Origin of the sequence: Luteolibacter ambystomatis, from assembly GCF_018137965.1 — a bacterium.
In the GTDB taxonomy this organism is placed as follows: Bacteria; Verrucomicrobiota; Verrucomicrobiia; order Verrucomicrobiales; family Akkermansiaceae; genus Luteolibacter; species Luteolibacter ambystomatis.
Window position 1 is genome coordinate 5,010,502 of record NZ_CP073100.1, and the last position, 11,246, is coordinate 5,021,747.

At 62.6% G+C, this 11,246-nt stretch carries 11 protein-coding genes; 1 reads left to right on the forward strand and 10 read right to left on the reverse strand.

Features of this window, described 5'->3' with window-relative positions; all coding sequences use genetic code 11:
* Nucleotides 1-10: 10 nt before the first annotated feature.
* Both KBB96_RS19580 and KBB96_RS19585 read right to left on the reverse strand, forming a co-directional pair.
* On the reverse strand, nt 11-349 hold the full coding sequence (locus KBB96_RS19580) for a hypothetical protein (RefSeq protein WP_211631183.1): 339 nt from the start codon (nt 347-349) through the stop codon (nt 11-13).
* Between the two features lie 47 nt (nt 350-396).
* Nucleotides 397-1,698, reverse strand: a complete 1,302-nt coding sequence (locus KBB96_RS19585) for a hypothetical protein (protein ID WP_211631184.1) — start codon at nt 1,696-1,698, stop codon at nt 397-399.
* A gap of 132 nt (nt 1,699-1,830) precedes the next feature.
* Here KBB96_RS19585 and KBB96_RS19590 point away from each other — a divergent pair, with 132 nt between their 5' ends.
* Entirely contained in the window at nt 1,831-2,286 is a 456-nt protein-coding gene (locus KBB96_RS19590; RefSeq protein ID WP_211631185.1) for a hypothetical protein, read from the forward strand.
* Nucleotides 2,287-2,434: 148 nt separating this feature from the next.
* Here the strand turns inward: KBB96_RS19590 and KBB96_RS19595 are convergent, their stop codons facing one another.
* From KBB96_RS19595 to KBB96_RS19630, 8 genes are all read right to left on the reverse strand, one after another.
* A complete protein-coding gene (locus KBB96_RS19595) occupies nt 2,435-4,156 on the reverse strand; it encodes a sulfite reductase subunit alpha (RefSeq protein WP_211631186.1) in 1,722 nt (573 codons plus the stop codon).
* A 108-nt stretch (nt 4,157-4,264) separates the two neighbouring features.
* A complete protein-coding gene (locus tag KBB96_RS19600) occupies nt 4,265-5,350 on the reverse strand; it encodes a glucose-6-phosphate dehydrogenase assembly protein OpcA (protein WP_211631187.1) in 1,086 nt (361 codons plus the stop codon).
* A gap of 96 nt (nt 5,351-5,446) precedes the next feature.
* A complete protein-coding gene (gene zwf / locus KBB96_RS19605; protein WP_211631188.1) occupies nt 5,447-6,979 on the reverse strand; it encodes a glucose-6-phosphate dehydrogenase in 1,533 nt (510 codons plus the stop codon).
* 247 nt (nt 6,980-7,226) lie between these two features.
* The gene (locus KBB96_RS19610) at nt 7,227-7,634 is read right to left on the reverse strand and encodes a type II toxin-antitoxin system VapC family toxin (RefSeq protein ID WP_211631189.1); all 408 of its coding nucleotides are present in this window, start codon (nt 7,632-7,634) and stop codon (nt 7,227-7,229) included.
* Between the two features lie 8 nt (nt 7,635-7,642).
* Complete coding sequence (locus KBB96_RS21220; protein ID WP_264176978.1) at nt 7,643-7,903, reverse strand: AbrB/MazE/SpoVT family DNA-binding domain-containing protein; 261 nt, start codon at nt 7,901-7,903, stop codon at nt 7,643-7,645.
* A gap of 201 nt (nt 7,904-8,104) precedes the next feature.
* Entirely contained in the window at nt 8,105-9,778 is a 1,674-nt protein-coding gene (gene rpiB, locus KBB96_RS19620; RefSeq protein WP_211631191.1) for a ribose 5-phosphate isomerase B, read from the reverse strand.
* A 149-nt stretch (nt 9,779-9,927) separates the two neighbouring features.
* Nucleotides 9,928-10,488, reverse strand: coding sequence for a GNAT family N-acetyltransferase (locus KBB96_RS19625; RefSeq protein ID WP_345779498.1), 561 nt, complete (start codon nt 10,486-10,488; stop codon nt 9,928-9,930).
* 74 nt (nt 10,489-10,562) lie between these two features.
* Complete coding sequence (locus KBB96_RS19630) at nt 10,563-11,234, reverse strand: hypothetical protein (protein ID WP_211631193.1); 672 nt, start codon at nt 11,232-11,234, stop codon at nt 10,563-10,565.
* Nucleotides 11,235-11,246 lie beyond the last annotated feature (12 nt).

Below are 11,246 nucleotides of genomic sequence, written 5' to 3' on the forward strand. Positions count from 1 at the left end.
CAGCGTCGGATCACTTCGGCTTCTTCTTGGTCTTGGCCGGAGCGTGTTCGGCGGGTGCGTTGCCACCTTGGGCTGGAGCCGGTGTCGAGGGCTCGGCGACGGGTTGGGTGATTTCGTTGTCCGGCATCGAGGGTTCCTCTTCGTCCGGCATCACTTCATCGGCGGATTCCGGAGGCGTGGCACCCGGTGGCAGATCGAGATTCGGCTTTGGTGGAGCCTCCGCTTTCGCCACCGCAGCCGGTGCGGCGGATTTTTCCTCGGCGGCTCCGGACGTTTCCTTCTTGCCGCAGGAGGTGAGCGCGAGAGCGGCCAGCAGGCCGGCAAACGGAAGCCACGAACGAAGTTTCATGAGCACAGGATATGCGCCCGCACCCGGGTTCCGTCAAGGGATCGGGCCTATCGTACGAAGGCGAGTTGCGGCACCTTGCGTGCCTCGACCTTCAGACGGGCAAGGCTTGGCGAGTCCGGCAGGGCCAGTTCGCGGCGGCTTTCATTCCAAGTGAAAGGCTTGCCCGAGACCGGCTCCGCCGTCACCGGTTCACCGGCCAGGATATCGAAAACCGCCGCATCCATGGAGCGCTGGATCTGCATGCCCAGCCACTCGCGGCTGGCGGCGGCGCGATCATCCATCGCCATTTGATAAAGGTCGCGACATTCCGGGGAGAGTTTTTCCGGTGGCGCGATGATGGTATTCCACGATGGCAGGTCGGTGAATGCGGCGGCTTTTTCGCAGGCCTCGATCTGGGTCCGCATGCGGTCGGTGTAAGTATCGACGAGCGCGTCCGCATCCGGCGCATGGCTTTGGTCGTGGAGGTTCACGAGCGTGGGCAGCAGGAACTCCCGGAGACTCATCTGCCAATTGGCACGGAGGATTGTGGCGTAGTCCTTCGGGGCGGCGGCGGGTGCGCGCAGCAGGGGGGCCCAGGTCTGGAGATGGCAGGCGCGGTCCCCGGACAGGGCGGGCAGGATTTCCCGGATGATGCGGTTGCGCATCCGCGCATCGATGGCGGAGGTGATCCGCCAGTAGTGGTCGTCCGGCACCTCGATTCCGCTGAAATGGTCTGCCAGTCCCTGTACGGCCCGCATGCGGCGCAGAGCGGTGGCTTCGTCGCCATCCTCCGCCACCGAGCGAGCCTCCAGCATCAGAGCCTCGGCGCAGCGCAGTTCAAACCTCCCGCAATCGTGCTTCCAGCGTTCCAGTGCGATGCCCCGTACCGAGCGGTCCGGCAGTTCGCCAATGGCCTGAAGCTCGTCCAGCAGGGCCCTGTTTTCCAATAGCCAGCGCTTCGTCTCGAACCGGTCCAGATTGGACCCGCCATCGAACCAAGCTCCCAAGGCCGCTGGGACTTTCAGTGAATTGCAGCCATGGGTCTCGACGAACTTCACCCATCTCAAAAAGCCGTTCCGCTCATCCGCCACTTCATGGTTGGCGGGAGCCAGGTCCGGATGACGGGCCGCGATTTCCTTCCACCAGTCCTCCGATCTTGAGGCGATCCTGTGGTAACGCTCCCGGACCGCAGGGTCTTCGGAGCGGGCCATCGGCTCGGTGCCACTGACAAACACGATCGCCCGGCAGACCACGTTCGTCCTCACCGGCTCAGGTTTTGACCACCGGAAGACTCCGTAAGCTCCCGCCGCCGCGGCGATCAGCACCACCGCGAGAACCAGGAGACAGCGGCTGGAGCGCCATTGATTCACGGCACCAGATATTTTAGCTGAATTTACAATGTATGCAAGAGGGTTTTGTCGATACCTCCTATTCCTGAACCTTGGTTCTGAACTCTTTCCCGAATTTGACCTCGGAACGCGGATGCGCCATGATGCCTGAACATGGCTAACAGCGGCACAATCATCATGGCGGCCTCGATCGCCCCCATTCTACTCGGAAGCTGCGCGACGGTGATGCAGGGGAAATCCGATCCGGTGAAATTTGCGACCGTTCCAGCTGGTGGGTCGGTGACCGTGGATGGCACGATCCACAAGACACCTTCCACGGTCGAAGTATCGAAGAAGACCACCTCCGCCACCTTCTCACTCCCGGGGCAGGGATCGAAGACCGGCAAATGGGATCGCAAGTTTCAGGAAGACTACGTCTTGATGAACGTGATCTTCACCCCGGGCATGGGCAGCTCGGGCACCGCGGTGGACACCGCCAGCGGCGCGATCTGGCAGCAACCGGAGAGCGTGACCTACAACTTCAAGACCGGCCGCACCGAGATTGCGATGAAGCCGCCAGGCAAGTCCCATCCGACGACGGGCAATCCGAAGCGGACCGGGAAGCGGTGATCCCGAGGGCGGCGGCTTTCGGGCCGCCGTTGCATCGAACGAGATCCATACGCTTTGTGACAACCGGCGTTGCTTTGACGCCGGTTGTCTTTGATCGCAGGTGATCTCCCGCGAATATGGCTCCTCGAACGGAGCCACTCCCAGTGGATCAATAGACGTCGCGCAGGTAGCGCTTGTCCTTCTTGAGCTGGCTCACGAACGCCGCAGCGTCTTCTTTGGAAAGACCGCCGTGCTGCTCGGCGATGGTGTGGAGGGCGGCATCGACGTCCTTCGCCATGCGGGTGGCATCACCGCAGACGTAGAAAGCGGCTCCGTTCTGGAACCACTGCCAGATCTCCGCGCCCTGCTGGACCATGAGATTCTGGACATACACCTTCTCCTTCTGGTCGCGCGACCATGCGACATCGAGGCGACCGAGCGTGCCATCCTGCTGGAAGGCCTTCAGTTCATCCTGATAGAGGAAATCGGTGGCGCTGTAGGGATTGCCGAAGAACAGCCAGTTCGCGCCCTTGGCATTGGTGGCCTTGCGTTCTTCAAGGAATGCACGGAACGGTGCGATGCCGGTACCGGGGCCGACCATAATGACCGGAGTCTCGCCATTGGCAGGCAGACGGAAGGCGTTGTTCGAATGGACGAACACGCCGGGCTGGAGGCCCTTCGAGCGATCCGAGAGGAAGGTCGAGCAGATGCCGCCGCGCTTCCGGCCGAAGGTATTGTAACGGACGATACCGACGCAGAGATGCACCTCGCCGGGATGAGCCTTCGGGCTGGAAGCGATCGAGTAGAGGCGTGGCTGGAGCTTCTTGAGCACCGACACGAATTCCTCCGCATCGGTGAAGTCCGCCGGATGGTCGACCACAAGATCGATCAGGTCGCGGCCCCAGCAGAAATCGTCCCAGGCCTTCTTGTCATCGGCGGCGACCAGCGAACGCAGGAACGGCGAGCCGCTGCGGGCCTGCCACTTCTGGACAATGGACTTGTTGAGCGTGCCGATGTCGTAGTGGCTGATGAGGGCCTCGCGGAGAGGGACCTCCTCACCGCTGGCGAGTGCCACGGTGCCGCCCTTGAACGGCAGATTGGCGAGGATTTCATCCACCACCGGCTCCGGATTGCGCGGGAAAACGCCGAGAGCATCGCCGACTTCGTATTCGAGGCCGGAACCATCGAGGGAAAGCTCGATGTGGTGGGTCTCCTTGTCGCCACCACCATTGAGATTGAAATTCGAGAGGATGGCGGAGGGGAAGGGATTCTTCTTCGAGTATCCGGCTTCCACTTCGGCGGCGGCCGCGCCATTGACCGGAGCGGAGGCACCGCCAGCGGGAGACAGCACGCCGAGCACGCCATCGGACCACTGCTTGAAGGGTGCGTCGTAGTCGACATCGCTGTCGACACGCGGGAACAGACGCTTCGCGCCGAGTTGCTCGAAGCGGGTATCGAACTCGATGCCGCACTTGCAAAAGTCCGGGTAGTTCGTGTCACCCAGCGCGAGCACGGAGAAGCTCAGGCCTTCCAAACGCGGGGCGCTTTCGCCGAGGAACCAGCCGTGGAAATCCGCGGCATTGTCCGGCGGTTCGCCATCGCCGTAGGTGGAGGTGATGACGAGCACGTTCTTCTCCGTGGCCAGGCGGCTGCGGTCGTAGGCACCGAGATCGTGGACCTCCGGCTCGAAATTCCCCTTCTTGAGAGTTTTGACCAGTTTCTTGGCGAGGCCTTCGGCATTGCCGGTTTGGGAACCGAAAAGCACGGTGACAGGCACCGCCGGGCCGCTCGGAGCACCGGCACCGGCGAAGAACTTGCCGAGGAAGTCGTTCAACCACGCGCGTTGCTCGGGCGTGAAAGGGGCGTCTTCGGGAATCACTGGGATGGTCATGGTCTCAAAAATGGCCCCCGAGGTGGATCGGGGCGCGGAAGATGGGAGAAAAGCTGAGGGGGTTCAAGCGCGGATCGTGCCAGCCAAAGCGGCAAAATTCACTGGCGTTCAACTACCAAGGAGTTCGAGGAAGCGGGGCACCACCTTGCGGTAGAGGGAGTTTTTGCCGCCGCGGGAGAGCTGGTCGCCCACGAGCAGGGCATCGTCATCCGGGTCCGCCGGACCCAGAGCTGAGCGCGTGACCCCATTTACTGAAGATTCCCGGACCAGATGGCTGGCTCCGGCCTCGCGGGACACCCGGACGGCGGCCTGAGGTGAGGTGAGTTCCAGCAGGCCGAGCGGCGCGGAATTTTCGTCCGCCTCCACGGTGACCGTGATGGCGTTTCCGGACGGCGATTCGAACGAGAACGACTGGTTGCCACCGTTGCGGCGGGCCACCGCCAGATCCAACTCCAGTCCGGTGCGCCAGCCTGCCTGCACCGCGATCCATGCGAGAAGCTGGAGCGCCGAGGAACGATGGGCCGGGTGATGGACGATGCGGGCGGACATGATCGAGCCGAGGGCATCGAGCGCGACCGGCTCATCGAACAAGGCTGCCACCGAGAGACGGAACTGCCAGGTGCGGGTCCACGCGAGATCCTGCACGACGAGATTGTCGCCGGAGGCCTTTACGGCTTCGCGGAGTTTGGTGAAGGACGCCACCGGGTCGGTCCACGGCGCGCTGTCGATCACGAGGCGGTCAATCACGCTGGAAAGGCGCTCGGTGAACACGTCCGTGAGTTCGCCCTGCCACCAGAAGATCAGCGGCAGATCGCTGTTGAGGTGGGCGAAGACGGTGTTGCGGAAGCGACCGGTCACGCGACCGGTGAACTGGAAGGCGATCTGTTCGCAGCACACCGACTTCTTGCCTTCGGAAAGGTGGCAATGCGCCGTGATCCACGCATGGATCGAGGGCTCGGTGACGGTGCGGTCAAACTCGACGAGGATCGCGCGGCAGGCGTGCTGCTCGGTGAGATGCCGGATGATCTCCGTGTTCTTGCGCAGCGAGCCGGTTTCCTCGGAGCAGGTGACGAGATTGATCAGGGACGCGTTGGTGCGCGCCTCATCCGCTTCCCAGAGCTTGCGCAGCTCCTTGTCGATGGAGGCCACGGGGACTTCCTGTCCGAGCACGGGGTCCATGGAAAGAGTGGGCATGGTAGGGTGAGTTGAGAGTTATTGGTTGAGAGCTGAGAGTCGGAGGAGAAGGATCGGAGTGGATTCTCAACCCTCGGCTCTCCCCTCTCAACTTCTTCACAGCCTGCGCCAGGAGAAGCCGTCTTCCTGCAGGAGGTTGTCGGCTTCCTTCGGACCCCACGAACCCGCGGTGAAGGTCGCCATCGGCGGCGGGGTGGTGCTCTTGTGCCAGGCGTTCTCGATGTTATCGATGAACTTCCAGGCCTCCTCCACTTCGTCGCGACGGGCGAAGAGGGTGGCATCGCCGGCCATGCAATCGAGCAGCAGGCGCTCGTAGGCTTCCGGGCTGCCCTTGCCGAAGCTGGTGGCGTAGTGGAAGTCCATCTTCACCGGCTCCAGGCGGAGGCTGGTGCCGGGGAGCTTCGAAACCATGCGCAGCGAAATGCCTTCGTCCGGCTGGATGCGGATGACGAGGACGTTGCCGCCGGGCACGCCACCGGGGAGCGCGTTGAAAAGCACGCAGGGAGCGTCCTTGAAGTGGACGGAGATCTCGGTGGTCTTCTTCGGCAGGCGCTTGCCCATGCGGATGTAGAACGGCACGCCGCTCCAGCGCCAAGTGTCGATCTTCAGACGCAGGGCGATGTAGGCCTCGGTCATCGACTCGGGGTCGACGCGGTCTTCCTCGCGGTAGCCGGGAACCGGGGTGCCATCGATGTGCCCGGCGAGATACTGGGCGCGGATCACGTTGGCAGCTACCTTCTCCGGAGTGTCCCACTGGCGGAGCGAGCGGATCACCTTCACCTTCTCATCGCGCACCCCATCGGCGGAGAGATCGGTCGGCGGCTCCATCGCCACCAGGCTGAGAAGCTGGAGCAGGTGGTTCTGCACCATGTCGCGCAGGGCCCCAGCCTTGTCGTAGTAGCCGCCGCGGCCACCTTCCATGCCGAGGTTCTCGGCGCAGGTGATCTGGACGTGGGAGATGAAGCGGCTGTTCCAGAGCGGTTCGAAGATCGAGTTGGCGAAACGCAGCACCATGATGTTCTGCGCCGTTTCCTTACCGAGGTAGTGGTCGATGCGGTAGGTATCGCTCTCGTGGAAGGTCTCGTTGACGACCTGGTTGAGGTGCTTGGCGGTGGCGAGGTCGGTGCCGAAGGGCTTCTCGACGATCACGCGAGCCCAGCAACCTTCCGCGGCCTGGTTGAGGCCGGCGTTTTTGAGGCTGATGAGGATGTCATCGAAGAACTCCGGAGCACTGGCGATGTAGAACAGGCGGTTGCCCTTGCCGCCGCGCTCGCGGTCGATCGCATCGAGGCGCTCGGCCAAGCGCTTGTAGCCGTCCGCGTCCGTGAACTCGCTGGTGTGGTAGTGGATGTTCTCGGCGAAAGGGGCCCAGATCTTGTCATCGTGGCCGGAGCGGGAAACCTTGCGGTTCAGCTCTTCCAGACCGGTACGGAACTCGGCATCCGATTTCTCACGACGGGCGAAGCCGATGATCTTCACACCGGTTGGCAGTTCGCCATCGACAGCGAGATTGTAGAGCGCCGGGACCAGCTTGCGGTGCGTCAGATCGCCGGTGGCACCGAAGATCACCACGGTGCAGGGCTCTGGCTGCGAGCGGGAAACGAGGTCTTCGCGGAAGGGGTTCGTCATGAGCGGGCGGGGATTTCACCTCAGGCGACCCCACAGGCAAAGGCAAATCGCCCCCTCTCGAACGAATGGCGTGCATTGAAACCAGCAATGCGGCGAATGCGTCACAAGGGGTTTTTTCGCGATTTGCGAACCGATGCAGAGTGATCGCGGAGCCTATTTCGGCCATTTTCGCCAAACTTTAACCACGAATGGTCGCGAATAGGCACGAATTGCGAGAAATGACGGCGACTTTCCCGCAAGCGCGCCACTATCCTCTGAAACTTCCGGGAGCCTTTCGCGTCACGCCATGGAGTTTATCGAAATCCTTGTCAAACGACGCCACGGGGAGCTTTTCCAAGATGGAAGCTGCGGCCAAATAGCAATCGACGAAATCCAGCCTTCCGACCCCGAAGAGCTTCAGCGCGCGCAAAAGCCGATCCAGTTCGGAGCATTGAAAGCCGGGACTGGAAATCAGATGCGAGAGCGCTTCCGCGACCGCAGCCCGGGGATGTTTGTAAAAGCCGTTCAGTACGAAAACCGATTCAGCCACCACCATCGGAAGGACGATCAGGCGGATTTTGCCCTGCTCCGCCAGCGTCACCAATCCCGCCACTTCGACCGCCTGCTTTTCCGGTTCTCCCGTAACGAAGCGAACGATGGTGTTGGTGTCCAGCAATGCGGACTTCATCGAAGTCCCTCCTTGGCGGCATCCGCTTCCCACATTTCGCGGGACTTTTTCCGGGCTTCCTTGAACTCCACACCGGCTTGATCCGGAGCGGACTTGAGGGTGCCGAATACGGCCATCGCCCCGGGCTGGTGACGGATGACCACGGCATCCCCTTGGATCTCATACGAAATCCGGTCGCCTGGTTTCAGATGGAGGGCCTCGCGGATCTGGGAAGGGAGAGTGGTTTGGCCTTTGCTGGTGATGGTGGAATGCGTCATGGCTTCTCCTTGCATTAGAATTTTTCCTTACTTTTAGAATAAATCAAGGCGATGATGAAATTCCAATGATCCTTATTCGTGCCCACATCCCCGGGCGGATGGAGAACAGGACAGGAATGTCCCTTCTCCTTGGGGGCGAAAACAAAACGGCCGGAGGAAGTCCTCCGGCCGCTTGGTGAAATGATTCTGGATGCGCGCGGCTCAGGCCGGCATCGGGAAGGCGCGGTTGAATTCGAAAACGCGGTCGCGGATCTCGTGGAGCTTCGCGGTGTCCTTGTAGTTTTCGAGGGCTTCCTGGATGAAGTCGGCGACCTGCTCGACGTCCTTTTCCTTCATGCCGCGGGTGGTCACAGCCGGAGTGCCGATGCGGATGCCGCTCGGCTTCATCGGGGTGCCGGTGTCGAACGGGATGGCGTTCTTGTTCACCGTGATGCCCGCTTCATCGAGGGCGTGGGAAGCATCCGCGCCGTTGAGGCCCTTCGGACGGAGGTCGACCAGCATGACGTGGTTGTCGGTGCCGCCGGAGACGATGCGGAAACCGTGTTCGGTGAGCCGGGCGGCCATGGCCTGGGCGTTCTTCACGATCTGGGCCTGGTAGTCCTTGAACTCCGGCTTGAGAGCCTCGCCGAAGCAGACGGCCTTGGCGGCGATGACGTGCATCAGCGGGCCGCCCTGGATGCCCGGGAAGACCTGGGAATCGATCTTCTTCGCGAACTCCTCCTTGCACAGGATGATGCCGCCGCGCGGTCCGCGCAGGGACTTGTGGGTGGTGGAGGTGACGAAGTCGGCGTGCGGCACCGGATTCGGGTGCTCGCCACCGGCGACGAGGCCGGCGATGTGCGCCATGTCCACGAAGAGGTAGGCACCCACTTCACGGGCGAGCTTGCCCATACGTTCGAAATCGATGATCCGCGGATAGGCGGACGCGCCTACGGTGATCAGGGCGGGCTTGGTTTCACGGGCCATGCGCTCAAGCTGGTCGTAGTCGATGCGCTCGTCCTTTTCGCTGACGCCGTAGTGGATGACATCGTAGAAACGGCCGGAGAAGTTCGCCTTGTGGCCGTGGGTGAGGTGACCGCCGTGGGCCAGATCCATGGTCAGGATGCGGTCGCCTGGCTTCAACACGGAGAAATAAACGGCGGTGTTCGCCTGCGAGCCGGAGTGTGGCTGGACGTTCGCGTGCTCGGCACCGAAGAGGGCCTTGGCGCGGTCGATGGCGAGCTGCTCGACCACATCGACGTTCTCACAACCACCGTACCAGCGCTTGCCGGGATAACCCTCGGCATACTTGTTGGTGAGGACGGAGCCTTGGGCCTCCATCACCGCAGGGGAGGCGAAGTTCTCGGAAGCGATCAGCTCGATGTTGTTCCGCTGGCGGCGCTCTTCGGCGAAGATCGCCTTGTAGAGGTCCGGATCGATCTCGGCGATGCGGCTGCCGGAGGACTTGCAGACGCGGGCTTCGTGACGGCCACCGGCAAAAGCGGTGGAAAGGAAGGCGTCCACGATTGCGGCGCCGGTGGCGGCATCCGTTTCCTTGCCACCCAGGCAGAGGACGTTGGCGTCGTTGTGCTCACGGGTGACTGTGGCTTCCTCCACCGTGCGGACGACCGCGGCGCGGACGTGGCGGTGACGGTTCGCGGCGATGGAAACGCCGATGCCGGAGGTGCAGCAGAGCACGCCGTAGTCGCTGGTGCCATCGGCCACGGTGCGGGCCACCGCGTTGGCGAAATCCGCGTAATCCACGGACTCGTGACCGTGCGTACCGAGATCGGTCACCTCGTGGCCGGAGGCCTTCAGATGGGCGACAAGGGAATCCTTGAGGTCAACTCCGCCGTGGTCGGCGCCGAGTGCGATACGCAGGGTCTTGGTACTCATGGTGTGGGGCAGGCAGGGGAAATGACGGGTGGGCCGGGAAAAAGCAACGCCTGATTGGTTCGGAAGGCTCCGGGATTTCACCCGTCCTCTCCGACTTCCCGGACTGCGAATCTTCCATCGCTCGAATCCCGGTCACCTGACCGGTGTGGCTAGCGCAGGGTGATGCGGAAGCGCACCATTTCCCCCGGTGGATAGCCCGGTGGCTTCGGCACGCGTTCCACCAACTCGCCGCCATTTGCCAGAATCACTTTCTGGGACGGCAGGTTGTCGGTATTCGCGGTGATCTCGACATAGGGCAGGCCCTCGGCTTTCGCTTCCGGGAGTAGCTGGCGCAGCGCCTCCGTCGCGTAACCGCGCTGTTGCTTCCACGGCACCACGGAATACCCGATGTGCCCCAGGCAGGTGGGAGGCAGTGCCGGGGTTCCGCGCTGCCAGCGGAAATTGATTGAGCCGCAGAACTCTCCATCCCACATCCACTGGTAGAATCCAGGCAACCGGGACACGATGTTGCCATCCGGCAGCTTCACAGGGTCGCCCTTCGCCTCGCGATCCACCAATGATGCCACGTATCCGGCGGCATCGGCGGAAATCCTCGCTTGGATCTCCCGGGCCGCGGCTTCTCCGCGGACGGTGTCCGGGGACCAGCCACGCTCCAGCGCGTCGACATAACCCGGAAGATATTCAATCGACGGCCAGACGAGTTCCATGATGGGACCATGACAGTCAGGCCCTGCCGGGCAAGAGCAATGCCGGGTAGGGTGACGGTCGATGGATAGCCGGGAGATTACAGGTTCGCCTGCGTCTTCTGGGTTTCCGGCGGCACGAACTCATCCACCGCGCGGTAGTCGAGGCGGCCGTTCGAGGGGTTCTTGAAGAAAAACACATAGGACCGCGAGCGTTCGTCCACGGGCCAGCGGGTGGTGCTGAGGACGCGGTTCCCGGTTTCGGCATGCACGCCGAAGCCCACGTCATAGAATTTTTCCGCGCGTGCTCCTTCCGGTTTGATGATCTGGCCTTTTTCCGCCGCGATCGTGAACTTGCTGCTGCCCACGTATCCGAGGATCGTCTGATCGCTGTGGTTGTAGAAATAGACATCACCGGCTTTGAAGGCCTGGGTGTCCGCCGGGATCACGATGGCCTGGTAGCCGCCACCGGAGGCCGGGACCAGCAGCGAGATGAACGAGTCGCCGGACTCGGGGAGCTGGAGGTTGGCGATGGCCACGTCCGGTTGCTTGCAGCGGAGCTGGCAGGTGCGGGCCGGCACTTCGATGGGCTCGGAAAGATGATTGGTCGTGAGCGCGAAGTCGGCGGAGCGCTTGTCGCCGGCGACCAGTGCTACCTGTCCGGCATTGGCGGGGACGCGTTCGGCGAGAAAGCGGATGCGGGGACGGCCTTTTTCATCGGCAGCGAGGCCGGTGACGGTGAGGAGAAGCAGGAACAGGGCGGAGCGATGCATGGGTCGGTGGGG

Excerpts from the sequence above, each read along its gene's own strand:
- KBB96_RS19580 (WP_211631183.1), bottom strand. The coding sequence starts at position 349 with ATGAAACTTCGTTCGTGGCTTCCGTTTGCCGGCCTGCTGGCCGCTCTC.
- KBB96_RS19590 (WP_211631185.1), top strand. The coding sequence starts at position 1,831 with ATGGCTAACAGCGGCACAATCATCATGGCGGCCTCGATCGCCCCCATT.
- KBB96_RS19595 (WP_211631186.1), bottom strand. The coding sequence starts at position 4,156 with ATGACCATCCCAGTGATTCCCGAAGACGCCCCTTTCACGCCCGAGCAA.
- KBB96_RS19600 (WP_211631187.1), bottom strand. The coding sequence starts at position 5,350 with ATGCCCACTCTTTCCATGGACCCCGTGCTCGGACAGGAAGTCCCCGTG.
- zwf (WP_211631188.1), bottom strand. The coding sequence starts at position 6,979 with ATGACGAACCCCTTCCGCGAAGACCTCGTTTCCCGCTCGCAGCCAGAG.
- KBB96_RS21220 (WP_264176978.1), bottom strand. The coding sequence starts at position 7,903 with ATGACGCATTCCACCATCACCAGCAAAGGCCAAACCACTCTCCCTTCC.
- rpiB (WP_211631191.1), bottom strand. The coding sequence starts at position 9,778 with ATGAGTACCAAGACCCTGCGTATCGCACTCGGCGCCGACCACGGCGGA.
- KBB96_RS19630 (WP_211631193.1), bottom strand. The coding sequence starts at position 11,234 with ATGCATCGCTCCGCCCTGTTCCTGCTTCTCCTCACCGTCACCGGCCTC.